Below are 26,453 nucleotides of genomic sequence, written 5' to 3' on the forward strand. Positions count from 1 at the left end.
GGATGATGGTCGACCCGAACGCGCCGGTCGAGGTCGTCACGCTGCGTGACGAACGGGCGAGCGAGGCCGACGCGATCGGCCGCGTGATCCGGGCGGCGTTCGCGGGCGAGCCGCAGGGCGGCGAGTTCGAACAGCGCATCGTCGACACGCTGCGCGCGGACGGGGCGCTGAGCGTATCGCTCGTCGCGGAGCGCGACGGGCGTATCGTCGGGCACGTCGCGTTCTCGCCGGTCGCAATCGGCGGCGAGCCGGCCGGCAGCCAGCAGTGGTACGGGCTTGCACCGCTCGCGGTGCGGCCCGATTGCCAGCGGCAAAGCATCGGCGCGGGGCTCGTGCGCACGGGGCTCGACGCGTTGCGCCGGCTCGGCGCGCGCGGCTGCGTGGTGCTGGGCGAGCCCGCGTATTACACGCGTTTCGGGTTCGAACCGCACGGCGACATCGTGTTTCCGGGCGTGCCGCCCGAGTATTTCCTCGCGCTGCCGTTCGACGAATCGGCGCCGCTGCCGGCGGGCGACGTGCGTTATCACGACGTGTTCTATCCCGCCGCGTAGCGAGCGCCGCAGGCGGGTAACACCTGGTATGGGAAAGCCGCTCTTCGGAGCGGCTTTTTCTTTTGTATCGCGATGCGACGGTGTCGGGACGACGCGCAATAAAAAACCGCTCCGAAGAGCGGCTTTTCGATGCGCGTATGATGCGCGCCGGCGTTACTGGATCTTCGCCTGCTGACGCAGACCTTCCTCGAACGCCTGCAGCTTCTGCTGCACGAGCTGCTGCGCGATCTGCGCCTTCACCTGGTCGAACGGCGGCGGTGCGATGTCGCGGATGTCGTCGACGCGGATGATGTGCCAGCCGAACTGCGTCTTCACCGGCGCGTCGGTCATCTGGCCTTTCTGCAGCTTCTGCGCGGCTGCCGCGAATTCCGGCACGTACGCCTTCGGGTCGGACCAGTCGAGATCGCCGCCGTTCTTGCCCGAACCCGGGTCCTTCGAGTATTGCTTCGCGAGGTCCTCGAACTTCGCGCCGCCCTTGATCTTCGCGATCAGGTCCTTCGCCTGCTGCTCGTTGTCGACGAGGATGTGGTGCAGGTGGTACTCGCGGTTGCCGCCCACGCCCTTGACGAGTTCGTCGTAGCGCGCCTTCACTTCGGCATCGGTCGGCTGGTTCTTCTTCAGGAAGCTCTCGATCATCGAGCGCAGCACGACGGTCTGCTGCGCGACGGCGACTTGCGCCTTCACGTCCGGACGATTCGGGATGCCTTCGCGGATCGCTTCCTGCATCAGGATTTCGCGGTTCACCAGCTCCTGGCGCACGGCCTGCTGCAGTTGCGGGCCGTCGGTCTGGCCTTGCTGGACGAGCTGCGCGACCATCGCGTCGGCGCGCGACTTCGGAATCGGCGTGCCGTTGACGACGGCGATGTTCTGGGCGAATGCCGGTGCCGCTGCAAATGCAGCCGCCGCGACCCACAGGCGGGGGGATTTCAGGATCATCGGGAATTCCTAATGAGACTAGATTGAAGATTCGTTGAATTCTTCGGGCGTGTAAGCCACGATCGCGAGCGCGTGAATGCCGCGCTGCATCGCATCAGCGAGCGCATCATACACCAGCCGGTGCCGCGCGACGCGCGGCTTGCCCGCGAACGCAGACGAGACGATCGTGACCGTGAAATGGCCGCCGGAGGCCGCGCCCGCATGGCCCGCGTGCTGCGCGCTGTCGTCGCGCACGGTGAGCGACAGCGGCGCGAGCGACGCGGTGAGGCGCGCTTCGATCAGCGCGATGCGTTCGTCGGCGGAGGCGTGGAGAAAGGCGTCGCTCATGTCATTCGTCCTTCAGGTACTTCGTGAGCCACAGGCTCTGCAGGATGATGAACACGACCATCGCGCCCGTCGTACCGAACAGCTTGAAGTTCACCCATTGCGATTCGGTGAAGTTGTGCACCACGTACAGGTTCGCGACGCCGAGCACCGCGAAGAACAGCGCCCAGGCGACGTTCAGCTTGTCCCACACGGGCACGGGCAGCGTGAGCTGCTTGCCCATCATCTTCTCGATCAGGTTCTTGCCGAACGCATAGCGTGCGGCGAGCAGCCCGATCGCAAACAGCCAGTACAGCACAGTCGGTTTCCATTGAATGAATTTCTCGTCATGCAGGACGAGGGTGGCGCCACCGAACACGACGATCACGCCGAGGCTGACCCACAGCATCGTGTCGACCTTCCGGTGCCGGAAGGCGACCCAGGCGACCTGGGCCAGCGTCGCGACGATCGCGACGGCGGTGGCGGTAAAGATGCCCCAGACCTTGAAGGCGACAAAAAACAGGATGATCGGAAACAGATCGAACAGGAATTTCATGGCGCTCGCAGCTGCGTGACGGGCCGCGGGCGCGGCCTGTCACCGTTGTAGGGACCCGCCAGGCATCGCCGTCGCGGATCGGGGGCGGCCCGCCCGGGGCTGGCTGCCTCGGCGATCCGCCCGGCGCCGCTCATTCGTTTTCGGGTCGGGACTCGAAGTTTAACGCAGCCGAATTGATGCAGTACCGCAAACCGGTCTTGTCGCGCGGGCCGTCCTCGAACACGTGGCCCAGATGCGCGCCGCAGTGATTGCAGCGCACCTCGACGCGCACCATCCCGTGCGAGTAGTCGACCTTCTCGTCGATCACCTCGCCGTTGAGCGGCTTGAAGTAGCTGGGCCAGCCGCAGCCCGAGTGGAACTTGGCGCCGGATTCGAACAGCGGCGTGCTGCAGACGACGCACTTGTAGATGCCGGCATCCTCGGTGTCGGTGTATTCGCCGGTGAACGCGCGCTCGGTCGCCGCGTGCTGCGTGACCTCGTACTGCATCGGCGTGAGCCGGCGGCGCAGTTCGGCGTCGTCCTTCTGGTACGGGAAGGTCTTGTCGTCGGAATCGTGGGACATGGGGGTTCTCCTGATCGGTCGGTCGAGAGGCGCGGGTTGCGGGCTCAGGACGAGCAGCTCACTTCGAGCGAGCCGGCCCAGTCGGGCGGCAATGCCGCGTACGCTTCATGCTCGGGTTGTTCGTCGAACGGACGGCGCAGAATCTGCGCGAGCCGCTCGACTTCCGAAAAATCCTTTTCCTTCGCGCGCCGGATCGCGACTTCGGCCAGATGGTTGCGAAGCACGTATTTGGGGTTCGCGCGGTTCATTGCAACCGCGCGCGCCGCGTCGTCGCGCGTTTCCTCGGACAGCCGCGCGCGGTAGAGGTTCGCCCATGCGTCGAATGCTTCGCGGTCGATGAAGAGGTCGCGCACGGGCGCGTCGCGGCTCGCGTCGTGCTTCGAGAGCTGCGCGAGCCGGCGGAACGTCAGCGTGAAATCCGCGTGGCTCGCATGCATCGTCTCGAGCAGCTTGTTCGCGAGTTCGGCGTCGCCCTCGCGTTCGAGCGCGAGGCCGAGCTTCGCGCGCATCGCGCGTTCGAGCGCGGGGCCGAAGCGCTCCGGAAACTTCGCGAGCACGGCCTGTGCGTCGTCCACCGCGCGCTCGGCGCGCGCATCGTCGTCGGCGATGCCGTGCTGCAGCCCGATCAGCGGCAGCAGCGCCTGCGCGAGGCAGTAGCAGTTCCAGTGCGCGATGCGCGGCTGCATCCGGTACGCATAGCGGCCGCTGGTGTCCGAGTGGTTGCAGATGTGGTTCGCATCGAACGCATCGACGAAGCCGAACGGGCCGTAGTCGATCGTCACGCCGAGGATCGACATGTTGTCGGTGTTCATCACGCCGTGGCAGAAGCCGACGGCTTGCCATTGCGCGACGAGGTCGGCCGTGCGCAACGTCGCCGCTTCGAGCAGCGCGAGGTACGGATCGTCCGCGTCGCGGCAGGCCGGATAGAAGCGGTCGATCACGTGGTCGGCAAGCTGGCGCAGCAGGTCGGGGCGATCGTTCGAGAAGAAGTGCTCGAAGTGGCCGAAGCGCACGAAGCTTTCCGACACGCGGGTGACCACGGCCGCCGTCTCGATCTCCTCGCGCACCACCGGCTGGTCGGAACCGATCACCGTCAGCGCGCGTGTGGTCGGGATGCCGAGGTGATGCATCGCTTCCGAGCACAGGAATTCGCGGATCGACGAGCGCAGCACCGCGCGGCCGTCGCCCATGCGCGAATACGGCGTGCGGCCGCCGCCCTTGAGCTGCAGTTCGTAGCGCCGGCCGTCGGTGCCGGGCAATTCGCCGATCGTCAGCGCGCGGCCGTCGCCGAGCTGGCCGGCCCACACGCCGAACTGATGGCCGGAGTAGACCGACGCGTACGGCATCGCGTGCGCGGGCCAGTCGCGCGTCGGGTTGCCGGCGAACAGCTCGGCGAAACCGGGCTGCGCGGCGATCGCGGGCGGCAGGTCGAGCAGTTGCGCGACGTCGTCGGAAAAGCCGACGACGTACGGCGCGGCAAGCGGCGCGGCCGGCAGACGCGTATGAAACGCGTCGCCGAGCGTGACGAACGCGCGGTCGGCGGGCGCGCCGAGCGTGGCGGCGAGGTCGGGCAGGGTGTCAGCCGCATCGGCTGCGCTTCGGGAAAACGACATGTTGAGCGCCTCTGGGTAAGCCGATATTGTAAGGCGGCGCCGCGCCGCCCGCATGGCGGCCCGCGCACCGTGCGCCACGCCCGTCCGGGGCCGCTGCCGGGCGCACACCGGGACGGCTTCGGTACGGAAACCGTCCGCTGGCTGGTCACCGATTCGCATCCTCAGGGAGAACAAGACGATGGGTAAGCCGTTGCTGGGCCAGATGATGGATGTGCCGCTGCTGGTGTCGTCGCTGATTTCGCATGCCGCGCGGCACGCCGGCGACACGGAGATCGTGTCGAAGCGCGTGGAAGGCGACCTGCATCGCTATACGTACCGCGATTGCGAACGCCGCGCGAAGCAGCTGGCGCAGGCGCTCGCGCGGCTCGGCGTCGAGACCGGCGAGCGCGTCGGCACGCTGGCATGGAACGGCTACCGGCATCTGGAGGCGTACTACGGGATCGGCGGGATGGGCGCCGTATGCCACACGATCAACCCGCGGCTGTTCCCCGAGCAGATCGCGTACATCGTCAATCACGCGGAAGACCGCTACGTCTTCTTCGACATCAATTTCGCGCCGCTCGTCGATGCGATCGCGCCGCAATGCCCGCACGTGAAGGGCTGGATCGCGATGACGGACGCCGCGCACGTGCCGTCCGGCGCGACGCCGTTCCTCTGCTACGAAACGCTCGTCGAAGCCGAGGACGGCCGCTACGACTGGCCGCGCCTCGACGAGCAGCAGGCGTCGGGGCTCTGCTACACGTCGGGCACGACCGGCAACCCGAAGGGCGTGCTGTATTCGCATCGCTCGACCGTGTTGCACGCGTACGGCGCCGCGCTGCCCGACGCGATGAACCTGTCCGCGATGGACGCCGTGCTGCCCGTCGTGCCGATGTTCCACGTCAACGCGTGGGGGCTGCCGTACGCGGTGCCGCTGACGGGCGGCAAGCTCGTGCTGCCCGGCAAGGATCTCGACGGGAAATCGCTGTACGAGCTGATGGAGGCCGAGCGCGTGACGTTCTCCGCGGGCGTGCCGACCGTGTGGCTCGGCCTGCTGAACTACATGCGGGAGGCCGGCGTGCGTTTCTCGACGCTGAACCGCACGGTGATCGGCGGCTCCGCGTGCCCGCCCGCGATGCTGCGTACGTTCGAGGACGAATACGGCGTGCGCGTGATCCATGCGTGGGGGATGACCGAACTGTCGCCGCTCGGCACGCTCGCGAAGCTCAACTGGGCGCAGTCGCAGCGGCCGCTCGACGCGCAGCGCCGGCTGCTCGAGAAACAGGGGCGCGTGATCTGCGGCGTCGACATGCGGATCGTCGGCGAGGACGGCCACGAGCTGCCGTGGGACGGTGTCGCGTTCGGCGAACTGCAGGTGCGCGGGCCGTGGGTGATCGACCACTACTTTCGCGGCGATGCGTCGCCGCTGTCGGACGGCTGGTTTCCGACCGGCGACGTCGCGACGATCGATCCCGACGGCTTCCTGCAGATCACCGACCGCAGCAAGGACGTGATCAAGTCGGGCGGCGAGTGGATCAGCTCGATCGACATCGAGAACGTCGCGATCGCGCATCCCGGGGTGGCCGAAGCCGCGTGCATCGCGTGTGCGCACCCGAAATGGACCGAGCGGCCGCTGCTCGTCGTGGTGCCGCGCGAAGGCGCGAACCTGACCCGCGACACGCTGCTCGCGTTCTACGAGGGCAAGGTCGCGAAATGGTGGATTCCGGACGACGTCGTGTTCGTCGAATCGCTGCCGCACACCGCGACCGGCAAGCTGCAGAAGCTGAAGCTGCGCGAGACGTTCCGTGATTACGTGTTGCCCACGGTGGTGTGCGCGCCGTAAGGCCCGGGCCGCCGCCGCCTCAACCTCCGCATCGGTCGCCCGATCCGTCCCCGGATCGGGAGCAAAATTCAAATTGAACGACCGTGCTTTTTCGTTGTATGCTGCCTCCGTTCATCCGGACATGCGGCCGTTCGACCGCGCACAATGAAAGCGCAGCCAATCCGGCGCGCGATGCATGGAGGCAGGCAGATGGCAGTGGATTACTCGACTCGCGACGGCGCGGCCGTCATCACGCTCAACAATCCGCCCGTCAACGGGCTCGGCCTGTCGACCCGCCAGGGCGTCATGGACGCGCTCGATCGCGCCGCGCGGGACCCGTCGGTCACGGCCATCGTGCTGACCGGCGCGGGCCGCGCGTTCTCGGGCGGTGCCGACATCACCGAATTCAATACGCCCAAGGCCTTGCAGGAGCCGACGCTGCACACCGTGATCCGCGCGGTGGAGGCGAGCGCGAAGCCGGTCGTCGCGGCGCTGCACAGCGTCGTGATGGGCGGCGGCCTCGAGCTTGCGCTCGGCGCGCATTACCGGGTCGCCGCGCCCGGCGCGCAGGTCGCGCTGCCCGAGGTGAAGCTCGGGCTGCTGCCGGGCGCGGGCGGCACGCAGCGCCTGCCGCGCGCGGTCGGGCTCGAAACCGCGCTGAACATGATCGTGTCGGGCGCGCCGGTGCCGTCGGAGCAGCTCGCGAAGAGCGGGCTGTTCGACGAAATGGCCGACGGCGACCTGCTCGACGCGGCCGTCGCGTTCGCCCGCAAGGTCGGCGAGCAGAAGGGGCCGCATCCGCGCGTGCGCGATCGCAAGATCGTCCACGAGAACGCGGCGGGCTTCATCCAGTTCGCGCGCAATTCCGCGCGGGCCGCCGCGCCGAATTACCCCGCGCCGCACAAGTGCATCGACGCGATCGAGGCCGGCGTGCTGAACGGCTTCGACAAGGGCAGCGTCGCCGAGCGCGAAGGGTTCGTCGCGCTGATGATGACGCCGGAAAGTCGCGCGCTGCGCCACGCGTTCTTCGGCGAGCGGGCGGCGAGCAAGATTCCCGACGTGCCGGCCGATACGCCGCTGCGCGAGATCCGCCGGGTCGGCGTGATCGGCGCGGGCACGATGGGCGGCGGGATCGCGATGAACTTCATCAACGCGGGGCTGCCCGTCACGCTGCTCGAGACGAAGCAGGACGCGCTCGAGCGCGGCCTCGCGACGATCCGCAAGAACTACGACGCGCAGGTGAAGAAGGGCAAGCTCACGCAGGAGAAGCTCGATGCGCGCCTGGCGCTGATCACGCCGACGCTGTCCTACGACGACTTGAAGGACGCCGACCTGATCGTCGAAGCCGTGTTCGAGGAACTCGGCGTGAAGGAGCAGGTGTTCAGGAAGCTCGATGAAGTCGCGAAGCCGGGCGCGATCCTCGCGTCCAACACGTCCACGCTCGACGTCGACAAGATCGCCGCGTTCACGAAGCGCCCGCAGGACGTGGTCGGCATGCACTTCTTCAGCCCCGCGAACGTGATGAAGCTGCTCGAGGTCGTGCGCGGCGCGCAGACCGCGAAGGACGTGCTCGCGACCGTGATGGCGGTGGCGAAGAAAATCCGCAAGACGGCGGTGGTGTCGGGCGTGTGCGACGGCTTCATCGGTAACCGGATGATCGAGCAGTACATCCGCCAGGCGCTGTTCATGCTCGAGGAAGGCGCGCTGCCCGCGCAGGTCGATCGCGCGATCGAGAAGTTCGGCTTCGCGATGGGGCCGTTCCGGATGAGCGACCTCGCCGGCAACGACATCGGCTGGGCGATCCGCAAGCGGCGCTACGTCGAGCAGCCCGATCTGCAGTATTCGAAGATCGCCGACCGCCTGTGCGAACAGGGCCGCTTCGGCCAGAAGACGGGCGCCGGCTGGTACGACTACGTGCCGGGCGACCGCAAGGCGAAGCCGTCGTCGCTCGTCGACGAGATGGTCGTCGCGTATTCGAAGGAGCGCGGCGTCGAGCGGCGCAAGATCGGCGACGACGAGATCGTCGAGCGGCTGGTGTTCGCGCTCGTCAACGAAGGCGCGAAGATCCTCGAGGAGAAGATCGCGTCGAAGGCGTCCGACATCGACATGGTCTACCTGACCGGCTATGGCTTCCCGCTGTGGCGCGGCGGCCCGATGCTGTACGCGGATACGGTCGGCCTCTACAACGTCGAGCGCGCGATTCGCCGCTATGCGGCCGCACCGAACGGCGACGCGTGGCAGCTCGCGCCGTCGATCGCGGAACTGGCGAAGGCCGGCCGCGGGTTCAACGGCTGACGCCGCCGCTTCGCGGCGCGACCGATCCTGTCTGGAGACACGCAATGAAACGCACCGACGACGTCCTGCTCGTGATCGACGTGCAATACGACTTCATGCCGGGCGGCGCGCTCGCGGTGCCCGACGGCGATGCGGTCGTGCCGGTGATCAACGCGCTCGCGCAACGCTTCGACCAGGTCGTGCTCACGCAGGACTGGCACCCGCGCGAGCACGTGTCGTTCGCGGCGAACCATCCGGGCCGCGAGCCGTTCTCGACGCTCGCGCTGCCGTACGGCGAGCAGGTGCTGTGGCCCGTGCACTGCGTGCAGGACACCGACGGCGCGGCGCTGCATCGCGACCTCGACATCCCGCACGCGCGCCTCGTGATCCGCAAGGGCGGCGACGCGCAGGTCGACAGCTATTCCGCGTTCGTCGAAGCCGACCGCACGACACGCACGGGGCTCGCGGGCTATCTGCGCGAACTCGGTGCGAAGCGCGTGTGGTGCTGCGGGCTCGCGACCGACTATTGCGTCGCGTGGTCGGCGCTCGATGCGCGCGCGGCCGGTTTCGAAGCCGCGGTGATCAACGATGCGTGCCGTGCGATCGACCTGAACGGGTCGCTCGCGCACGCATGGCAGCAGATGCAGGCAGCGGGCGTCGTGCATGCGACGTCCGCGGGCGCGCGCCCGGCGGCGTAGCGCATTTCCCATCCGAATCAGCAGGACCGAAGGAGACTCGCATGACCGAAGCCGTAATCGTATCGACCGCACGCACGCCGCTGGCGAAATCCTGGCGCGGTGCCTTCAACATGACGCACGGCGCGACGCTCGGCGGCCACGTGGTCGCGGCCGCGCTCGAACGCGCGAAGCTCGACCCGGCGCGCGTCGAGGACGTGATCATGGGCTGCGCGAACCCCGAAGGCGCGACGGGCGCGAACATCGCGCGGCAGATCGCGCTGCGCGCCGGGTTGCCGGTTAGCGTGCCGGGGATGACGGTGAACCGTTTCTGTTCGTCGGGGCTGCAGACCATTGCGCTGGCCGCGCAGCGGATCATCGCGGGCGAAGGCGAGGTCTATGTGGCCGGCGGCGTCGAGTCGATCTCGTGCGTGCAGAACGAGATGAACCGGCACATGGTCCAGGAAGGCTGGCTCGTCCAGCACAAGCCCGAGATCTACTGGAACATGCTGCAGACCGCCGAGAACGTCGCGAAGCGCTACGGCATCTCGAAGGAGCGGCAGGATGCGTATGGCGTGCAGTCGCAACTGCGCGCCGCGGCCGCGCAGGAAGCCGGGCGTTTCCGCGACGAGATCGTGCCGATCACCGTGCTCGCGGGCATCGCCGACAAGGCGACGGGCCGCCTGTTCACGCAGGAAGTGACGGTCTCGGCCGACGAAGGCATCCGCCCCGACACGACGCTCGAAGGCGTGTCGAAGATCCGCTCGGCGGTGCCGGGCGGCGTGATCACCGCGGGCAATGCGAGCCAGTTCTCGGACGGCGCATCGGCATGCGTCGTGATGAGCGCCGACGCCGCGCAGCGCGAAGGACTGCAGCCGCTGGGCGCGTTCCGCGGCTTCGCGGTGGCCGGCTGCGAGCCGGACGAAATGGGCATCGGCCCGGTGTTCGCGGTACCCAAGCTGCTGAAGCAGGCCGGCCTGACTGTCGACGACATCGGCCTGTGGGAGCTGAACGAGGCGTTCGCGGTGCAGGTGCTGTACTGCCGCGACACGCTCGGGATCCCTGAGGACCGCCTGAACGTGAACGGCGGCGCGATCGCGGTCGGCCATCCGTACGGCGTGTCGGGCGCGCGCCTGACGGGCCATGCGCTGATCGAGGGCAAGCGGCGCGGCGTGAAGTACGCGGTCGTCACGATGTGCATCGGCGGTGGCCAGGGCGCGGCCGGTCTGTTCGAAATCCTCTGATCTTTGACCGGCGGCGGCCGCGGTGGCGCTTCGGCGTTACCGCCCGCCGCCGCAGCGAATCGGCGCGGCGCACGCGCCATTCGCAACGACCGGGAAGCAAAAGGCATGCACCCGGCAATGCCGTTTCCCCGGACTTGTCAAACGAATTGCCCCACCTATACTTGCTCTGACATTTGCCTTTCGGCACGATGGGCCAGATCGCGCGTCGCGTGATCCGTGCCGCGAAGATTCGAACCAACGCAGCAGACCGACCGGGGACCGAATGAGTACGACCTATGCAGCCGGGGAACCGCCGCGCGTCGTCAGCGCGGCCGCGAGGCTCTACGCGAAATGCCTGCTGGTCGGATTCGCGTTGCTGCCCGCCTATCTGATTGCCTATCTGTGGTTCTTCAGCGACCGGGGCGTCGTGTTCGAGAACCACGCTTTCCATGAAATCGCGATCGCGGCGGCGACACTCGAAGGCGCGTTCGTCACCTACGTGACGTGGGTGTGCTACCGGTCGTCAGGCGAGCCGCTGCTGCGCTGGCTGACGCTCGGTTTTCTCGGCTTCGCGATGATCTATGCGCTGCACGGGGCGTTCACCGGGATGGCGCACCACAATATCTGGCTGTTCCTGCTGTACGGGCCCGCGTCGCGGTTCGTGATGTCGGCGCTGCTGCTCACGGGCCTGCTGTCGTATTCGCGTCCGCCCGACCGGCTCGACAAGCGCACGAGCATGCGGACGTGGTTGCCGTGGATCGTGTTCTTCCTGATCGTCAACGTGGCGGTTGCGTACATCGCCTATTCGCCGGTCGCGGGCGCGCTGGGCACGCGGCTGTCGATGGAAGGCGGCGCGCTGGTGTTCTCGCTGCTGAACGTGTGCCTGCTGCTCGCGCGGCGCATCCGCTCGCCGCTGATGGTGATCTACGGCGTGTCGATCATGGCGTTCGCGCTATCGTCGCTCGCGTTCATCCTCGGCAAGCCGTGGAATCACATGTGGTGGCTCGCGCATGCGATCTTCGCGGGCGGATTCTTCCTGCTCAGTTACGGCGTCGTGCAGGCGCTGCAGACGACACGCTCGTTCTCGGCGATCTACAGCCAGGAAGACCTGATGAGCCGGCTGTCGGAATCGATGGCGCGTACCGAGAGCGCGCTGCAGGAACTGCGGCGCACGAACCAGAAGCTCGAATACATGGCCGCGACCGACCCGATGACGGGCGCGTCGAACCGCCGGCAGTTCATCGCGCAGGTCGAGCGTGAGATCGTGCGGGCCGAGCGAGACGGCACGCCGTTCTGCCTGCTCGCGCTCGATCTCGACAATTTCAAGAACATCAACGATGCATACGGGCACCAGATCGGCGACGAGGTGCTGCGCGGCGTCGTGCGCCAGTGCCTCGAGGCAATTCGGCCGGCGGGCGCGCTCGCGCGGGTCGGCGGCGAGGAGTTCATGGCGCTCTTGCCGGAGATGCCGCTCGAAGGCGCGCGGATGACCGCCGAGCGCGTGCGTTCGTCGATTTCGAGTTCGCCGTTCGGGCTCGACTTCAAGCGCGTGCAGGTGACGGTCAGCGTCGGCGTTGCGCAATACGGCGTCGACGGCAGCACGGTCGATGCGCTGCTGCGGGTGGTCGACGAGCGGCTGTATCAGGCGAAGCGGGAAGGGCGCAACCGCGTGGTGTCGCGCTAACCGGATCTGCACCGAAAGCCCCGGCGGCGGGAGTGCCGCCGGGCTTTTGCGGGCCGGTGTCGGTGTCGGCCTGCTCACGCGCGGCGACGCGCTAGCGCGACGCCACCGCCGTCGCCTGCTTCGACTGGTCGTCCTGCATCGACTGCGACGCCTGCCACCAGTACTTGCCGGCGCGCTGCTGCGGATCGCGGATCGCGAGATACGTCGTACTCCAGAGCTGCGCCGCGTTGGCTTCGGTCGCATCGGCGCTGCGCGTGCCGAATGCGTCGGTCTGGTACTTGCCGTTCACGTAGGACCACGTCCACATTTCCGACGTGCGCATGTCGCGTCCGTTCGAGATCACCTGCCAGATCGTCTGCCGCGCCTGCGTGAGCAGCGTGCGCGTCGTGGCCGTCAGGTCCTGGCGCGCCAGTTGCCGATCGAGCCCGGCCACCCACATCGCCTGCTGCCACGACCAGATCACCGTGCCGTGATACGCGGAGCTCGTGAACTTCGGCCACAGCGACGAGCTCGCATACGCGGGGTTCGCGATCAGCATCCCGACATCCGTCACGAGCCCGGTCGGGAACGGCCGCGTGACGTCGCTGACGATCCGCTGGAGCTGATCGTCCGGCGGCGTGCCGAACAGCAGCGCGAAGCCGCCGTCCGAATTCATCACCGGAATCGGGTTGCCCTGCTGGTCGAGCGACAGCGCGTAGAAGGCCAGCGGTGCGTTGGGCGCGGCGCCGGCCGGCACGCCAGCGGATGGCGCATAGGCCGACACGTCGGTGGCCGCCTGCGCGGCCGGCACGCTGACCTGGAACAGCGGCGGCGCCTGCATTTCCCACGTGGCCGCCTCGTTCGCCGTGTTGGCGAGCATCGCGCGTTGCTGGGCATCGAGGTACGGATCGAGCAGGCCGCGGGCGAGGAACGCGTTCGCCGCGCGCAGCGCGGCCGGCACGAGCACCGCGTTCACGTCGTACGGGTACACGCCGCCGCCGAGACCGTCGGTGCTGTCGCGCCAGTTGCCGACGATTTCGCCGGGCCGCAGGTGGATCAGGTTCGCGACCGACGGCTGCTGCGCGAACGGTTGCGCGGTCGTCGCGACGTGCAGCAGATTGACGACGAGGCGGCTGCCGTTGGTCTGCCCGTCGCTGCCGCGCTGCGCCAGATACGCGGCGGCGCGGGCCTGGCCGCGCGTATCGTCGATCAGCCACGCGGCCGCGATCGGCGCGAGCAGGTAGTCGCTGTCGATCATCTTGTAGTCGTAGGTCGGCGTCGCATCGTTCGGCCGCCCGTTCTTCTGGTTGTCGACCAGCGCGAATTCGCCGATGCCTTCCTCGTGCGCGACCTTGCCATCCGCCGACAGGCGGCTCAGCACCGACGACAGGCCGGCCTCGATCGCGGCCGGTTCGAGCACGGGCATCAGCATGCGGACCGAGATCAGCGTGTCGCGGCCGAAGTACGTGTCGTACTGCCACGAGCCGGCCAGCAGCTTGTCGTTGAAGCTCAGGAATTCGAGCACGTTCTGGCTGACCGGGTCGGGATTTACCGACGGCGCGAACAGGTCGGCGTGCGTGATCGGCGACAGCGGCGTCTCGCCCGACAGTGCATCGATGTGCAGCTTCAGCGTGTGCGAACCCGCGGGTGCGTTGAGCACGAGCTTGCCGCCGGCTGCCGGCGCGATGCTGCCGCCGTCACGCAGCGTGATGCGCAGCGCATAGCCGGGCGCGCCGTCGAGCCGGTCGCGTTGCCATTGCGCGGTGCCGCCCTGGACCGTCGGCGCGGTGAGGATCTGCTGCGGGATCGTCGCGCCGCCGTTGAAGTCGCGCAGGAAGCGCACGTTGCTGAGCACGCCCTGGCGGATCGTCAGCGTACCGGTGTCGACCGACACGTCGGCGCCGATGCCGTACAGCGGGCGGCCGTGCGTGTCCGGCGCCGACAGCGCCGACGGCGGCGTGTCGAGGGTCCAGTTCACCGGCTGCGCGGTGTCGTCGAACCACAGCCCGGTGCCGCTGTTGCCGGCGGGGAAAACCACCAGCAGGCGCGGCTTCGTCGACGAGCGCACCAGCAGGTGCGCGGCGACCTTGTCCTGCCGGTAGAACGCGTTTATCTGGCCGCCGGTGTCCATGCGGAACGACAACGCGGCGGTGTTCGATGGCGGGGTGGTGGACTTGACGTCGTCGTCGTTGCAGGCCGACAGCAGGCCGGCGCAGACGAGCCCGAGACACAGCGACTTCGCAAGGCGATGCATGTTGATGTCCCTCCTGATGACTGGCGATTTTTTATCTGGTGTCGTGATCGGCGGATCTTGGGTCCGTTTGATTCTGTATTGCATTCATTCCTGGCGAATGGCTGGAATGAGTCGGGGTGGCGCGCTGCTTAGAAAGGAAAATGGGTTGGAAAATAACCGAATGGCTGATAAATGCCGAAAGCTGAAAACGACAGGGGCGAGCGGCGATGCCATGCGGGAAGGCCGATGCGAAGGGCATTCGCGCAGATGAGTGGCGAATCCGGAGCGGCGCGGAAAACGATACGTAAGCCGTCGTAGGCGATTCTAAATTTATGGGAAAGTCGAAGTCAATAATGTTTTGGTTTTCAAATATTGAATTGAAAAATTGGTCGCAATTATTACTCGTCTCTCCGGTAAAACTTGCGATTTAACGAATCGGAATTAACGCGCTCCAGATAGCCGGTGACAAGACGATCGGCAATGCTCTATCGGGCCGGGGATTGATGCCGGACCGGAAACGAATCACCGCGTTGTGTCGGTTTCTGTCGTGACAGGCCGGCATGCAAGACACGGCGCGGGCGAAGCCCAGCAAGCCGCGTTCCTGCGCATACCCGCACGGCGAGACATCGTCGCCAGATCTCTAACGGGCGCTGGCGGACGCAGTACGGCGGGCCGTCGCCTTCGGAGCCGCGCCGGCAGAAGCCGCTTGCCGAAGAGAACGCGAAGCTCGCGCGGCTCGTTCGTGGCCGATCCGTCGCCCGAAGCCCGCTACGAGCGGGCAATTTCTCGCACTCGGTATTTATAATCGCGCACGGCGGAGCCCTTCCAATCGCAGTGAGCGCGAATATCGGCCCAACTGATTTAGTATGAGCAATCTGCGCTCGGCGGGAGGGGCGCTCATTCCCAGTGAGGAGACCCATGCACCCCCGTCGGACTGCCCCTTACGTCATCGTGGCAATTGCTTCCATGATCGCGTGCGCGCTCATGGCGCTATGCGTGCTGCAACTCCTGCAGAGCCGCGACGACGCGATGGAGCGTGCAAGGGAAACGTCACGCAACCTCGGACTTGTCGCCGAGCGCGACATCGAACGCAATTTCGAGTTGTACGACCTGTCTTTGCAGGCGGTCATCCATGGGTTGCAGCGCCGCGATGTGATGGACGCTTCGCCCAGCTTGCGCCGTGCCGTGCTGTTCGATCACGCGATGACCGCGGAATTTCTCGGTTCGATGCTCGTGATGGATGCAGGCGGCAATATCGTCCTGGATTCGGGCTATGACGAGCCGCGCAAGGGCAATTTCGCCGATCGCCGATACTTCACGATCCACCGCGACAATCCGAACGTCGGACTCTATGTCAGTGACCCATTCGTATCCCGTTTGCGTGGGGGAAAGCTCAGTATCGCGCTCACGCGGCGGATTTCGAACCCCGATGGATCGTTTGGCGGCATTGCCGTTATCGCGGTCAATCTTGAATATTTTCATCAGCTCTTCGCCGGGCTTTCGCTTGGCAAACATGGCTCGATTTCGCTGATCGGCGAAGACGGCAAGATGGTGATGCGTCAGCCGTACGATGTGCATACCATCGGCCGCGACCTCAGCAAGGCCGCAACGTTCCGGCGGTTTCAGACCGCGCGAGAGGGCTCCTTCTCTGAAACCTCATCGATCGACGGCGTGCGCCGCCTCTACTACTTCAAGCATTTGCCGAAACTGCCGCTGATCATCATGGTCGCGGAGGCCGAGCAGGACATTTACGCCGCCTGGCGGCAACGTGCGATCACGATCGGCGGACTGGTCGCGACGTTCGGGGTGGCGTTCATCGCGCTGTCGCTGCTGCTCGGTTCGCAGCTGCGGCGGCGTATGCGAGCCGAGTCGGAACTCGTGCTGCTCGCCCGGACGGACGGTCTCACCGGCCTGAGCAATCGCCGCAGCTTTGGCGAGGTACTGGACAACGAGTGGCGTCGCGCCCGGCGTGCGCGTTCCGTTTTCTCGCTGCTGTTCGTGGATGTGGACCGGTTCAAGGCTTACAACGACACGTACGGTCATCAGGCCGGGGACGATGCGTTGGCGGCTGTCGCGCGGTGCATCGGCGAGAACATTCGCCGGCCGGCCGATACGGCGGCTCGTTATGGCGGGGAGGAGTTCGTCGTGTTGCTCCCCGACACGTCGCAAACCGGCGCGGCGCAGATCGCCGAGCGGATTCGTGCGGCCATCGACGAGTTGGCCCTCGAGCACGCTGGCAGCGAATACGGGCGTGTTACCGCGAGCATTGGCCTGGCGAGCTGGACGCCCGATCAGGAAGGGCAGCCTGATGCCGTGATCAAGGCGGCTGATGAGGCGCTGTATTACGCGAAGGCGACCGGGCGGAACAAGGTTGCGGCGTTGCAGCCGGCGGAGTGAGGGGGCTGCATCGTGCGTGCCGTCAGACGCATGCCAGCGGTGACCGAACCTGACGGACGCACCTCAAGAACAGTCCATTGCCGTCGGTAAGTTTGGTAGGCTTGTCGCCTGCCTTCGCTTGTCGGATCTTGATGTCGGTAAGTGGCGCGATGAAAAAAGCGGGTATCGTGCCGGAAGATTTCAAGCGATGCCCGCTTTTCTCGACAGGGTGCGATGTCGATCAAACGAGAGCGAACGGCAGGCGGGCGCAAGGTGCCCGACTGGCAAGGGTTCAGGCCAATCGCCAACCCAACACGAACAGGAGCAACCGAAGTGATCAGACATATCGTCATGTGGAAGTTGAAGGAATCGGCCGAAGGCGCGACGCGTGCGCAGAACGCGCTGAAGCTGAAGGAAAAGCTCGAAGGCTGCCGCGATCTCGTGCCGGGCACCCTGCAGATCGACGTCGGCCTGGCGACGCCGGGCCTCGATGCGACCGCCGACATCGTGCTCGTCTCCGATTTCACCGACAAGGCCGCGCTCGACGCGTACCAGGTGCACCCGGTTCACCAGGAAGTGAAGAAATTCGTCGTCGCGGTGGCCGAATCGCGCGAATGCGTCGACTACATCGTCGACGTCGCACGATGAGCGACGCGGCAACCCCGACGGAAGGCCCGTCGATCGAAAGCCCGTTCGTCGATCTGCTCGGCGTGCAGCTCGTGTCCGCGAAGGATGGCGCGAGCGAGATCGTGCTGCCGCTCGAGGAGCGCCACATGAACACGTGGAGCATCGCGCACGGCGGCGTGACGATGACGCTCGCCGATATCGCGCTTGCGATGGCGGCGCGCAGCCTGACCGACGACGGCGTCGGTGTCGTCACGGTCGAGATGAAGGTGAACTTCATGCAGCCGGGCCGCGGCGAGCTGCGCGCTTACGGGCGCGTGATGCACCGCTCGACGACGATGGCCTACTGCGAAGGCGAAGTGCGCGACAGCGACGGCAATTTCGTCGCGAAGGCGCTCGGTACGTTCAAGTACATGCGGCGGCTCGCGGTCGGCCGCGACATCAAGCGGCAACGCTCGCGCACGGCGCCGGACGCGCAACCCGGCCCGAGCGACGCGTAAACACACCGGCCATGCACGGCCCTGTCTCGTTGATGAGGCAGGGCCGTTCCGTTTTGCAGCCCGGATGCCGGCACACCGTGCGCCGCGCCGGTCCGGCCCCCGCGTGGCATCATGTCACGCTTGTCCGCTTTGTCCGTTCACGGCGCCACGCCGGCGCCGTCCACACCGATGCCGCTGAATCCGAAGATCGCCCAGGTGCTCGACATGATCGAGCGCGCGAAACGTCCGTCGTATCACCATCAGACGCCGCAGCAGGCGCGCGCCGCGTACGAGAAGAGCGCGCCGATCCTCGACGTCGCGCCGGCGCCGATGCATTCGGTGGAGGAATGCGTCGTGCCGACGCGCGACGGCCGCACGATCGGTGCGCGGCTGTACTTGCCGGTCGCGCCGAGCCTGGCGGAGCCGCTGCCCGCGCTCGTCTACTACCACGGCGGCGGCTTCACGGTCGGCAGCGTCGACACGCACGATGCGCTGTGCCGGATGTTCGCGCACGATGCGCAATGCGCGGTGCTGTCGGTCGGCTACCGGCTCGCGCCCGAACACAGGTTTCCGACTGCGGTGAACGACGCGGACGACGCATTGCAGTGGCTGCATCGCGAAGCCGCCACGTTCGGTATCGACGCAGCACGGCTGGCGGTCGGAGGCGACAGTGCGGGCGGCACGCTCGCGACGGTCTGCGCGGTGCTCGCGCGCGACGCGGGCATTCGTCTTGCGCTGCAACTGCTGATCTATCCGGGCGTGACGCGTTACCAGGACACCGAGTCGCACGCGCGGCTCGCCAGCGGCTACCTGCTGACGCAGGACACGATCCAGTGGTTCTTCGCGCAGTACGTGCGCGATCGGGCCGATCGCGACGACTGGCGTTTCGCGCCGCTCGACGGCACGCGCGATGCGCCGTCGTTCGCGGGTGTCGCGCCGGCGTGGATCGCGACGGCCGAATACGATCCGCTGAGCGACGAGGGTGCCGCATACGCGGACAAGTTGCGCGCGGCCGGCAACGCGGTCACGCTGGTCTGCTATCCGGGGATGATCCACGAATTCTTCAAGATGGGCGGCTACGTGCCGGAGGTGCGGGCCGCGCATGCCGATGCGGTCGCGGCGCTGAAGGCTGCATTCGACGACGTTTGACGGCGAGCGCCCGAAGGCGCGCACGCCGCGGGAGGATGGCGATGACGAATGGCGCGGGCGGGGTGGAAACGGGCGACTGGACGGTATTGGGCGGCGACGCAGCACGGATACGCGATGCGGTGTTCGTGCGCGAGCAGCAGATTCCGCCGGAATGGGAGCTCGACGACGACGATCCGCTGTCGCTGCATGCGGTCGCTTACCGGACCGACGCGGCGACCGGCCTGCGCCGCGCGGTCGCGACGGGGCGGCTGCTGCCGTCCGGCACGATCGGCCGCGTCGCGGTGTTGGCCGACATGCGCGGGCAGGGCGTCGGGTCGGCCGTGCTGAATGCGCTGCTGGACGCCGCGCGCCGCCGCGGCGAAGCCGTCGTGCGGCTGTACGCACAGGATTCGGCGGTGTCGTTCTATCTACGGCACGGTTTCGCGGCGGTCGGCGAACCGTTCGTCGAAGCCGGCGTGCCGCACGTCGAGATGGCGCGCGCGCCGTAGCGCGCCACGTGTGCGCTCAGCGCGGCCGCGCCGCGTCGATATCGAACGTGAACGCGCGCTCGAACGCGCCCGGGCGGACGGTGCGGTGCGAGCCGTCGTCGTCGCTGCGCTCCTTGACCTCCACCGTCAGCCGCACGCCTTCCTTCATCGTGACGCGCAGCGCGGTGGTGCCGCGCGTGCCGTATTCAGGCGTCTCGATGAACGCGGCCGACAACGCGCGCTCGCGCTCGATCGGAATGCCCGTGTGCGGCAATGCATCGTCGTCCGCGACGTGCGGGTCGCGCAGCAGCGCGATCAGTTCGTCGAGCGACGGGGTCGGGTTGTCGGTCAGCAGCGTGCCGAGCTCCGCGCGCTTGCGCACCACTTTCGGCCAGGGCGTATCGAGCCGTGCATTCGACAGCGCATGCACGCCCGGCGCGATCGCCACGGGCGCGGCGACACGGCTTTCGCCCTCGGGGGCGCGGTTGCAGAACCACGCGAGTTCGCGGCGGCGCCAGTCGCCGACGAGCAGGTTGAAGCCGTTGTACACGGCCGCATGCTCGGCGAGCTGCGCGAGATAGTCGAGCGGCGCGACAGGCGTACCGCCGAGAAAGTCGGAGACCAGTTTGCCGCGGGTCGGTGCGCCCGCGCGGATGTCGAACGGCGCGCGGTAGTTGGTCAGCGCGGCGAAACGGCCGTCGCGCGAGACGCCGAGCCACGTGCCGCCCGCTTCGAGATCGCGGCCGGCCAGTACGCCCGGCACGTCCTCCCACCACGAGAGCGGCGCGCTGGTCCGGCGAAAGAACTCGTCACGATTCGCGACGAGGGTAAAGACGGGACCGGCGGCGGCATCGGGCTGCCAGTCGAAGGCAATCAGACACATCGGGCGAATCTCTCGCAGGAAACGTCGGGCGCCGGCTGCGACTCGCGAGCCGGCGCCCGAACGGGTTGTCAGTGCATCAGACTTCGGTCGGCCACGCGTACGGCAGCGCGTCGAACGCGAGCGCCGGGCCGTCGGCCGAACCGAGGTGCACCGTGCCGCCATCGAGCGCGGCGAGCTTGATCTCGACGAGCGCGTCGACGCCGCCCGCCGGCGCGGCTGCCGCGTTGACGATCATCCCGCACGGCTGGCCGGGGTCGTCGCTGTGGAACAACTCGACGCCGGCATGCACGGTATCGGTTTCGCCCGCGACGTGCGCGAGCGCGGTGCGGCGCTTGATCGTGCCGCGGTATTGGCTGCGCGCCACCACTTCCTGGCCCGGGTAGCACCCTTTCCTGAAGTTAACGGCACCGATCACGTCGAAGTTGACCATTTGCGGTACGAACTGTTCGACGGCCGGCTGCGTGATGCGCGGCTCGCCCGCGCGAACGTCGAGCCAGTCCCACACGGCGGGCGACACGACCGGCAGCGTGCCGGCCAGCGCGGCGAGGCGCGCGTCGACCTCGGCGCGCGGGCCGATCCACAGATAGCGCTTGCGGCCGGCCGCATCGGGCACGCGGATCAGCGCGCCGGCCGGGCCGTCGACCTTTACGTGCACGCCGTCGGGCAGCGCATCGAAGATGCCGGACAGCGCGTCGCGCACGTCGCCCGCGAAGCCGGCCACCGCGAGCGTGTCGCTCGCGTCCGTCAGCTTCGCCTTCGCGCGCAGCACGAACATCGACAGCCGCTTCTGCACGGCCGGCTGCACGTCCTTCGACACGAGCAGGCGCACATCGTGGCCGGCGCGCCACGTGAGGAACGACGCGAGCAGGCGGCCCTTCGGCGAGCAGTACCCGGACAGCCGGGCGCTGCCGGCATCGAGATGCTCGATGTCGTTGGTGAGCTGGCTGTGCAGGAACGTCGCGGCATCGTCGCCGGCCACGTCGATCACGCCGAACTGCGGCAGCGGCATGCAGGCGGCCGGCGCATCGAAATCGGCGGCGGACGGGCGGGGGAAAACGGGGAGCGAGGCAGATGCGGCCTGGGCAGCCGGTGAAGCGAACGGTGTGCTCATGGAATGAGGGAACAGTCAACCCTGACTTTGACGGAGGCGAGCAAGTATTATATGGGTCTTACCTGAGTCACGTTTCCATGTCCCTACTGAAGAAATGCGCCGCGACGATCGTGGCGCTGGCCGTCGTCGTGGCCGCTGCCGGCGCGGGCGGCGGGTATTACTGGGCAACCCGGCCGCTGTTGCTGGGCTCGGCATCGCTCGACGTCACGATCAAGCCGCGCAGCAGCGTGAAGAGCGTCGCGCTGCAGCTCAAGCGCGGCGGCGTGCCGGTCGAGCCGTTCGCGTTCGTCGCGATGACGCGCGTGCTCGGGCTGTCGAGCCGGCTCAAATCGGGCAACTACGAATTCAAGACCGGCATCACGCCGTACGACGTGCTGCAGAAGATCGCGCGCGGCGACGTGAACGAGTACGTCGCGACGGTCATCGAGGGCTGGACCTTCAAGCGGATGCGCGCCGAGCTCGACGCGAACCCCGATCTGGCGCACGCGACGGCCGGCATGAGCGACGCCGAGCTGCTGCGCGCGATCGGCGCGTCGGACGGCGCCGTGCAGCGCGGCAGCGGCGAGGGGTTGTTCTTCCCCGATACCTACCTGTTCGACAAGGGCACGAGCGACCTGAACATCTACCGGCGCGCGTACCGCCTGATGCAGACGCGCATCGACGAGGCGTGGGCCGCGCGCACGCCGGGGCTGCCGTACAAGACGCCTTACGAAATGCTGACGATCGCGTCGATCGTCGAGAAGGAAACCGGCCACGCGGCGGACCGCGCGTTCGTCGCGGCCGTGTTCGCGAACCGGCTGCGCATCGGCATGCCGCTGCAGACCGATCCGTCGGTGATCTACGGGCTCGGCGACGCGTACGACGGCCGGCTGCGCAAGCGCGACCTGCAGGCCGACACTCCTTACAATACCTACACCCGACGCGGGCTGCCGCCCACGCCGATCGCGTTGCCGGGTATCGCCGCGCTGCAGGCGGCGATCAATCCGGCCCCGACGAGCGCGCTCTATTTCGTCGCGAAGGGCGACGGCACGAGCGTGTTCTCGGATACGCTCGGCGACCACAACAAGGCCGTGGATAAATACATACGAGGTCAATAATGGCGAGCGGTAAATTCATCACGTTCGAAGGCATCGACGGGGCGGGGAAGACCACCCACCTGCAATGGTTCTGCGAACGTCTCCAGGGCCGGCTGGCGGCGGCCGGCCGGCAAGTGGTCGTCACCCGCGAGCCGGGCGGCACGCAGCTCGGCGAGAAACTGCGCGAAATCCTGCTGAACCAGCCGATGGATCTCGAAACGGAGGCGCTGCTGATGTTCGCCGCGCGGCGCGAGCACCTCGCGCTCGTGATCGAGCCGGCGCTCGCGCGCGGCGACTGGGTCGTGTCCGACCGTTTCACCGACGCGACGTTCGCGTACCAGGGGGGCGGCCGCGGGCTGCCGCGCGACAAGCTCGAGACGCTCGAGCGCTGGGTGCAGGGCGGGTTCCAGCCCGACCTCACGGTGCTGTTCGACGTCGCGCCGCAAGTCGCGAGCGAGCGCCGCGGCGCCGCGCGCATGCCCGACAAGTTCGAAAGCGAGTCCGACGCGTTCTTCTCGCGTACACGGGCCGAATACCTGCGGCGCGCGGAAGAGGCGCCGCACCGCTTCGCGATCGTCGACGCGACGCGATCGATTCCCGAGATCCGCCAGCAGCTCGAACGCGTGCTCGCCGCGCTGTAACCCGCAAGGAACGCACCACATGATCTATCCGTGGCAAACCGACGACTGGAACCGCCTGCAGCAACTGCGCGCGCAATGGCCGCATGCGCTGCTGCTGCACGGTCAGGCCGGGATCGGCAAGCTGCAGTTCGCGCAGCATCTCGCGCAGGGTTTCCTGTGCGAATCGCCGCAGCCGAACGGCGAGCCGTGCGGCGCCTGCGCGGCCTGCAACTGGTTCTCGCAGGGCAACCATCCCGATTACCGGATCGTGCTGCCCGAGGCGCTGGCGGGCGAGGCGCCGGGCGCGGCCGATGACGCGAAACCGGCCGACGCGGACGAAGGCGGCAAGAAGACCCGTGCGCCGAGCAAGGAAATCAAGATCGAGCAGGTGCGTGCGCTGCTCGACTTCTGCGGGGTCGGTTCGCACCGCGGCGGCGCGCGCGTCGTCGTGCTGTATCCGGCCGAGGCGCTCAACGTCGCTGCATCGAACGCGTTGCTGAAAACGCTGGAGGAGCCGCCGGCCGGCGTCGTGTTCCTGCTCGTGTCGGCGCGCATCGACCGCCTGTTGCCGACGATCATCAGCCGCTGCCGTCAGTGGCCGATGACGGTGCCGGCGCCGGAGGCCGCCGCCGCGTGGCTCGCGGCGCAGGGTGTCGACCACGCCAGCGCGCTGCTCGCCGAAGCCGGTGGCGCGCCGCTCGCCGCGCTGGCGCTCGCGAGCGACGAGAACCGCCCGCTGCGCGACTACACGCTCGGGCAACTGGCCGCCGGTGCGGCCTGCGATCCGTTCGCCTGCGGCGAGACGCTGCAGAAGCTGCCGGTGCCGCTGGTGCTCGGCTGGCTGCAGCGCTGGCTGTACGATCTGCTCGCGCAGCGGATGGCCGGCGCGCCGCGCTACTTCCCGACGCACGCGGCGGCCCTGGCGCGCTGCGCGGAAGCGGTCGACGCGAACGCATTCGCGCGCTTCATGAAAGCCGTGACGCGGCAGCGGACGGTCGAGAACCATCCGCTCAACGCGCGGCTCGTATTCGAGGAATTGTTTCTCGGATATCGGGAAATATTCGCTTGATCCGGCATTGTTTCCAATGGGTTGCGAAACGATGAGCGGATCACGCGGGGGCGCGACCGTGGCCGGCCGGCCCGCCCACCTTGCCCGGTGCCGCATGCCGGCGGGCGCATGAGCGCCCGTCTCACGTATTCAGGAAACACGATGTTCGTCGACTCTCACTGCCACATCAATTTCAAGGGCCTGGCCGACCGCTTGCCGGCCGTTCTCGAGAACATGCGCGAGCACGACGTCACGCATGCGCTGTGCGTGTCGGTTGATCTCGAGACGCTGCCCGAGGTGCTCGCGATCGCCGAAGCGCACGACAACGTGTACGCATCGGTCGGCGTGCATCCCGATCACGAGGACATGCGCGAGCCGACGCTCGCGGAGCTGGTCGAGCTGGCCGCGCACCCGAAGGTCGTCGCGATCGGCGAAACCGGCCTCGACTACTATCGTCTCGAAGGCCGCTCGATCGCCGACATGGAATGGCAGCGCGAACGTTTTCGCACGCACATTCGCGCGGCGACCGCGACGATGAAGCCGCTGATCATCCACACGCGTTCGTCGTCGGAGGACACGCTGCGGATCATGGCCGAGGAGCGCGCGGACGTGCCGGGCGGCGTGATGCACTGCTTCACCGAGCCGTGGCCGGTCGCCGAGCAGGCGCTCGCGCAGAACTTCCATATCTCGCTGTCGGGAATCGTCACGTTCAAGAACGCGACCGACGTGCAGGACGTCGCGCGGCGCGTGCCGCTCGACCGGCTGCTGATCGAGACCGACTCGCCGTACCTCGCGCCGGTGCCGTATCGCGGCAAGCCGAATGAACCTGCGTACGTCAGCCATGTCGGACGCTTTATCGCATCCGAGCGCGGTGTCGCCGTCGAGGCGCTCGCCGATGCGACGACGCAGAACTTTTTCCGGCTGTTCAAGATCGCCCGCTAACGACGGGCGCGCAGCCGACAACCCAGGGAAGGAGCCCACAACAATGACGAAGCCGACCAACCATCTGCCCAAACGCGCACTCGTTGCCGCCGCATTCGTCGCGAGCGGGCTGTTCGCCGCCGCCGGCGCGCACGCCGAGTCGCTCGACGCGATCGTCAAGGCCGTCAAGTTCGACGACATCGCCGATATCGGCAAGCAGCTCAAGAGCGGCAAGCTCGATCCGAACACGCTCGCGCCGAACGGCGACCCGATCCTCGTGATCGCCGCGCGCGAGAAATCCGACAAGGTCGCGGCCGCGATCGCCACGACGCCGAACGTCGATCTCGAGAAGGAAGACAAGGCCGGCGAAAACGCGCTGATGCTCGCGTCGCTGAACGGCGACCTCGGGCTCGTCAAGCTGCTGATCGACAAGGGTGCGGAAGTCAGCAAGAAGGGCTGGGCGCCGCTGCATTACGCGGCGACCAACGGCCAGGACGCGGTCGTCAAGGTGTTGCTCGACCACGACGCGTACATCGACACCGCATCGCCGAACGGCACGACGCCGCTGATGATGGCCGCGCGCGGCAACCACGCGTCGACGGTCACGCTGCTGCTCGACCAGGGCGCCGATCCGCAGGTGAAGAACCAGCTCGGCATCACCGCGCTCGAGTTCGCGAAGCACTACAACGCGCCGGACGCGATCGAGATCCTGAGCAAGCGGACGACGCGTATCGGTGCGGCGACGCCGGCAGATGCGCAAAAGAGTGCAAAATAACGTTTTTTGGTGCGGCGGCGCCTGTCCGCCGGGCCGGCTTCCGGCCGGCGCCGGGCATCCGGCGCCGCACCAGCCAGGGCAGCGGGCGGTCTCGGGCCGCATTGACATAAGAAGGAACACCATGTTGCGCGCAATGTTTTGTGCCGCGGCGTTTGCCGTGCCGTTGTCGGCGGCGGCTTTCACGGGCGCGGATCTCGACCGGCTGTGCGCGAAGACGGACGTCAAGTCGCGGGCGTCGTGCGCGGCCTATATCGAAGGCGCCGCCGACGGCGTCTACAACACGATCGATGCGATCGGCGGCACCACGGGGCCGCGCGTCGGCCAGTACTTCTGCCTGCCGCCCGACATCCGGGCGCAACAGATGACGGACGCGGTGCGCAAGTACATCGCCGAGAATCCAAAGCTGGCCGACTACAACGCGAGCACCGCGGTGTCGCTCGGTCTCGGCAAGGCGTTTCCCTGCAGGAACGGCAACTGATCTGACGCCGTGTCCGGGCGCATGCATGGCCCGGACGTCGCCGACGCATCCAGGACG

Annotated in this window: 25 protein-coding genes; 17 read left to right on the plus strand and 8 right to left on the minus strand. The window is 67.5% G+C overall.

The annotated features are described in order from the left end of the window. The first annotated feature begins 2 nt into the window (after positions 1-2). A complete protein-coding gene (locus tag BLS50_RS15385) occupies positions 3-551 on the plus strand; it encodes a GNAT family N-acetyltransferase (RefSeq protein ID WP_074802561.1) in 549 nt (182 codons plus the stop codon). 153 nt (positions 552-704) lie between these two features. Here the strand turns inward: BLS50_RS15385 and BLS50_RS15390 are convergent, their stop codons facing one another. The 5 genes from BLS50_RS15390 to BLS50_RS15410 all read right to left on the minus strand — a co-directional run bounded on the left by BLS50_RS15390 (position 705) and on the right by BLS50_RS15410 (position 4,521). Beyond that, positions 705-1,487, minus strand: coding sequence for a peptidylprolyl isomerase (locus BLS50_RS15390; protein WP_011549619.1), 783 nt, complete (start codon positions 1,485-1,487; stop codon positions 705-707). 18 nt (positions 1,488-1,505) lie between these two features. Continuing rightward, entirely contained in the window at positions 1,506-1,814 is a 309-nt protein-coding gene (locus BLS50_RS15395) for a BolA family protein (protein WP_006478588.1), read from the minus strand. Between the two features lies 1 nt (position 1,815). Next, entirely contained in the window at positions 1,816-2,346 is a 531-nt protein-coding gene (locus BLS50_RS15400; protein WP_006478589.1) for a septation protein A, read from the minus strand. Between the two features lie 130 nt (positions 2,347-2,476). After that, positions 2,477-2,908 carry a peptide-methionine (R)-S-oxide reductase MsrB gene (gene msrB, locus BLS50_RS15405; RefSeq protein ID WP_006478590.1) on the minus strand — a complete coding sequence of 144 codons (432 nt, stop codon included), beginning with the start codon at positions 2,906-2,908 and terminating at the stop codon, positions 2,477-2,479. A gap of 44 nt (positions 2,909-2,952) precedes the next feature. Then, on the minus strand, positions 2,953-4,521 hold the full coding sequence (locus tag BLS50_RS15410) for a protein adenylyltransferase SelO (RefSeq protein WP_074802562.1): 1,569 nt from the start codon (positions 4,519-4,521) through the stop codon (positions 2,953-2,955). Between the two features lie 178 nt (positions 4,522-4,699). Here BLS50_RS15410 and BLS50_RS15415 point away from each other — a divergent pair, with 178 nt between their 5' ends. From BLS50_RS15415 to BLS50_RS15435, 5 genes are all read left to right on the plus strand, one after another. Continuing rightward, on the plus strand, positions 4,700-6,343 hold the full coding sequence (locus BLS50_RS15415) for a 3-(methylthio)propionyl-CoA ligase (protein WP_074802563.1): 1,644 nt from the start codon (positions 4,700-4,702) through the stop codon (positions 6,341-6,343). A gap of 189 nt (positions 6,344-6,532) precedes the next feature. Next, entirely contained in the window at positions 6,533-8,617 is a 2,085-nt protein-coding gene (locus BLS50_RS15420) for a 3-hydroxyacyl-CoA dehydrogenase NAD-binding domain-containing protein (RefSeq protein ID WP_074802564.1), read from the plus strand. Positions 8,618-8,661: 44 nt separating this feature from the next. After that, positions 8,662-9,294, plus strand: coding sequence for a bifunctional nicotinamidase/pyrazinamidase (gene pncA / locus BLS50_RS15425; RefSeq protein ID WP_023475610.1), 633 nt, complete (start codon positions 8,662-8,664; stop codon positions 9,292-9,294). A 41-nt stretch (positions 9,295-9,335) separates the two neighbouring features. Next, positions 9,336-10,514, plus strand: a complete 1,179-nt coding sequence (locus BLS50_RS15430; RefSeq protein ID WP_011549625.1) for an acetyl-CoA C-acyltransferase — start codon at positions 9,336-9,338, stop codon at positions 10,512-10,514. Positions 10,515-10,776: 262 nt separating this feature from the next. Continuing rightward, a complete protein-coding gene (locus tag BLS50_RS15435; protein ID WP_011549626.1) occupies positions 10,777-12,177 on the plus strand; it encodes a sensor domain-containing diguanylate cyclase in 1,401 nt (466 codons plus the stop codon). A 91-nt stretch (positions 12,178-12,268) separates the two neighbouring features. Here BLS50_RS15435 and BLS50_RS15440 read toward each other — a convergent pair whose 3' ends face one another. Further along, positions 12,269-14,410 carry a glucosidase family protein gene (locus BLS50_RS15440; RefSeq protein ID WP_074802565.1) on the minus strand — a complete coding sequence of 714 codons (2,142 nt, stop codon included), beginning with the start codon at positions 14,408-14,410 and terminating at the stop codon, positions 12,269-12,271. 897 nt (positions 14,411-15,307) lie between these two features. On the opposite strand from BLS50_RS15440, the gene BLS50_RS15445 reads away from it, so the two are divergent. From BLS50_RS15445 to BLS50_RS15465, 5 genes are all read left to right on the plus strand, one after another. Next, positions 15,308-16,786 carry a sensor domain-containing diguanylate cyclase gene (locus BLS50_RS15445; RefSeq protein ID WP_074802566.1) on the plus strand — a complete coding sequence of 493 codons (1,479 nt, stop codon included), beginning with the start codon at positions 15,308-15,310 and terminating at the stop codon, positions 16,784-16,786. A 312-nt stretch (positions 16,787-17,098) separates the two neighbouring features. Next, positions 17,099-17,413 carry a Dabb family protein gene (locus tag BLS50_RS15450; protein WP_012328683.1) on the plus strand — a complete coding sequence of 105 codons (315 nt, stop codon included), beginning with the start codon at positions 17,099-17,101 and terminating at the stop codon, positions 17,411-17,413. Beyond that, positions 17,410-17,889 carry a PaaI family thioesterase gene (locus tag BLS50_RS15455; RefSeq protein ID WP_006483907.1) on the plus strand — a complete coding sequence of 160 codons (480 nt, stop codon included), beginning with the start codon at positions 17,410-17,412 and terminating at the stop codon, positions 17,887-17,889. The genes BLS50_RS15450 and BLS50_RS15455 overlap by 4 nt, the downstream gene beginning before the upstream one ends. Positions 17,890-18,057: 168 nt before the next feature. Next, positions 18,058-19,017, plus strand: a complete 960-nt coding sequence (locus tag BLS50_RS15460; protein WP_074802567.1) for an alpha/beta hydrolase — start codon at positions 18,058-18,060, stop codon at positions 19,015-19,017. A 41-nt stretch (positions 19,018-19,058) separates the two neighbouring features. Beyond that, positions 19,059-19,505, plus strand: coding sequence for a GNAT family N-acetyltransferase (locus BLS50_RS15465; RefSeq protein WP_074802818.1), 447 nt, complete (start codon positions 19,059-19,061; stop codon positions 19,503-19,505). A 16-nt stretch (positions 19,506-19,521) separates the two neighbouring features. Here the strand turns inward: BLS50_RS15465 and BLS50_RS15470 are convergent, their stop codons facing one another. Next, positions 19,522-20,367, minus strand: a complete 846-nt coding sequence (locus BLS50_RS15470; protein WP_006478602.1) for an NRDE family protein — start codon at positions 20,365-20,367, stop codon at positions 19,522-19,524. 76 nt (positions 20,368-20,443) lie between these two features. Then, the gene (gene ygfZ / locus BLS50_RS15475; protein ID WP_011694302.1) at positions 20,444-21,478 is read right to left on the minus strand and encodes a CAF17-like 4Fe-4S cluster assembly/insertion protein YgfZ; all 1,035 of its coding nucleotides are present in this window, start codon (positions 21,476-21,478) and stop codon (positions 20,444-20,446) included. A 77-nt stretch (positions 21,479-21,555) separates the two neighbouring features. Here ygfZ and mltG point away from each other — a divergent pair, with 77 nt between their 5' ends. The 6 genes from mltG (at position 21,556) to BLS50_RS15505 (ending at position 26,396) form a co-directional block, all read left to right on the plus strand. Continuing rightward, positions 21,556-22,575, plus strand: a complete 1,020-nt coding sequence (mltG, locus tag BLS50_RS15480; protein WP_074802568.1) for an endolytic transglycosylase MltG — start codon at positions 21,556-21,558, stop codon at positions 22,573-22,575. Further along, a complete protein-coding gene (gene tmk / locus BLS50_RS15485; RefSeq protein WP_006478605.1) occupies positions 22,575-23,195 on the plus strand; it encodes a dTMP kinase in 621 nt (206 codons plus the stop codon). The genes mltG and tmk overlap by 1 nt, the downstream gene beginning before the upstream one ends. Positions 23,196-23,214: 19 nt before the next feature. Beyond that, entirely contained in the window at positions 23,215-24,243 is a 1,029-nt protein-coding gene (locus BLS50_RS15490; RefSeq protein WP_027808042.1) for a DNA polymerase III subunit delta', read from the plus strand. Positions 24,244-24,384: 141 nt separating this feature from the next. After that, entirely contained in the window at positions 24,385-25,164 is a 780-nt protein-coding gene (locus BLS50_RS15495) for a TatD family hydrolase (RefSeq protein WP_006478607.1), read from the plus strand. 43 nt (positions 25,165-25,207) lie between these two features. After that, complete coding sequence (locus BLS50_RS15500; RefSeq protein ID WP_006478608.1) at positions 25,208-25,918, plus strand: ankyrin repeat domain-containing protein; 711 nt, start codon at positions 25,208-25,210, stop codon at positions 25,916-25,918. Positions 25,919-26,039: 121 nt separating this feature from the next. Next, a complete protein-coding gene (locus BLS50_RS15505; RefSeq protein WP_011549636.1) occupies positions 26,040-26,396 on the plus strand; it encodes a Rap1a/Tai family immunity protein in 357 nt (118 codons plus the stop codon). Positions 26,397-26,453: the final 57 nt, after the last annotated feature.

It is taken from the genome of Burkholderia orbicola, assembly GCF_900100915.1.
Taxonomy (GTDB): Bacteria; Pseudomonadota; Gammaproteobacteria; order Burkholderiales; family Burkholderiaceae; genus Burkholderia; species Burkholderia orbicola.

Coding starts and splice junctions, on each gene's coding strand:
- BLS50_RS15385 (WP_074802561.1), top strand. CDS start 3: ATGATGGTCGACCCGAACGCGCCGGTCGAGGTCGTCACGCTGCGTGAC.
- BLS50_RS15390 (WP_011549619.1), bottom strand. CDS start 1,487: ATGATCCTGAAATCCCCCCGCCTGTGGGTCGCGGCGGCTGCATTTGCA.
- BLS50_RS15395 (WP_006478588.1), bottom strand. CDS start 1,814: ATGAGCGACGCCTTTCTCCACGCCTCCGCCGACGAACGCATCGCGCTG.
- BLS50_RS15400 (WP_006478589.1), bottom strand. CDS start 2,346: ATGAAATTCCTGTTCGATCTGTTTCCGATCATCCTGTTTTTTGTCGCC.
- msrB (WP_006478590.1), bottom strand. CDS start 2,908: ATGTCCCACGATTCCGACGACAAGACCTTCCCGTACCAGAAGGACGAC.
- BLS50_RS15410 (WP_074802562.1), bottom strand. CDS start 4,521: ATGTCGTTTTCCCGAAGCGCAGCCGATGCGGCTGACACCCTGCCCGAC.
- BLS50_RS15415 (WP_074802563.1), top strand. CDS start 4,700: ATGGGTAAGCCGTTGCTGGGCCAGATGATGGATGTGCCGCTGCTGGTG.
- BLS50_RS15420 (WP_074802564.1), top strand. CDS start 6,533: ATGGCAGTGGATTACTCGACTCGCGACGGCGCGGCCGTCATCACGCTC.
- pncA (WP_023475610.1), top strand. CDS start 8,662: ATGAAACGCACCGACGACGTCCTGCTCGTGATCGACGTGCAATACGAC.
- BLS50_RS15430 (WP_011549625.1), top strand. CDS start 9,336: ATGACCGAAGCCGTAATCGTATCGACCGCACGCACGCCGCTGGCGAAA.
- BLS50_RS15435 (WP_011549626.1), top strand. CDS start 10,777: ATGAGTACGACCTATGCAGCCGGGGAACCGCCGCGCGTCGTCAGCGCG.
- BLS50_RS15440 (WP_074802565.1), bottom strand. CDS start 14,410: ATGCATCGCCTTGCGAAGTCGCTGTGTCTCGGGCTCGTCTGCGCCGGC.
- BLS50_RS15445 (WP_074802566.1), top strand. CDS start 15,308: ATGCACCCCCGTCGGACTGCCCCTTACGTCATCGTGGCAATTGCTTCC.
- BLS50_RS15455 (WP_006483907.1), top strand. CDS start 17,410: ATGAGCGACGCGGCAACCCCGACGGAAGGCCCGTCGATCGAAAGCCCG.
- BLS50_RS15460 (WP_074802567.1), top strand. CDS start 18,058: ATGCCGCTGAATCCGAAGATCGCCCAGGTGCTCGACATGATCGAGCGC.
- BLS50_RS15465 (WP_074802818.1), top strand. CDS start 19,059: ATGACGAATGGCGCGGGCGGGGTGGAAACGGGCGACTGGACGGTATTG.
- BLS50_RS15470 (WP_006478602.1), bottom strand. CDS start 20,367: ATGTGTCTGATTGCCTTCGACTGGCAGCCCGATGCCGCCGCCGGTCCC.
- ygfZ (WP_011694302.1), bottom strand. CDS start 21,478: ATGAGCACACCGTTCGCTTCACCGGCTGCCCAGGCCGCATCTGCCTCG.
- mltG (WP_074802568.1), top strand. CDS start 21,556: ATGTCCCTACTGAAGAAATGCGCCGCGACGATCGTGGCGCTGGCCGTC.
- tmk (WP_006478605.1), top strand. CDS start 22,575: ATGGCGAGCGGTAAATTCATCACGTTCGAAGGCATCGACGGGGCGGGG.
- BLS50_RS15490 (WP_027808042.1), top strand. CDS start 23,215: ATGATCTATCCGTGGCAAACCGACGACTGGAACCGCCTGCAGCAACTG.
- BLS50_RS15495 (WP_006478607.1), top strand. CDS start 24,385: ATGTTCGTCGACTCTCACTGCCACATCAATTTCAAGGGCCTGGCCGAC.
- BLS50_RS15500 (WP_006478608.1), top strand. CDS start 25,208: ATGACGAAGCCGACCAACCATCTGCCCAAACGCGCACTCGTTGCCGCC.
- BLS50_RS15505 (WP_011549636.1), top strand. CDS start 26,040: ATGTTGCGCGCAATGTTTTGTGCCGCGGCGTTTGCCGTGCCGTTGTCG.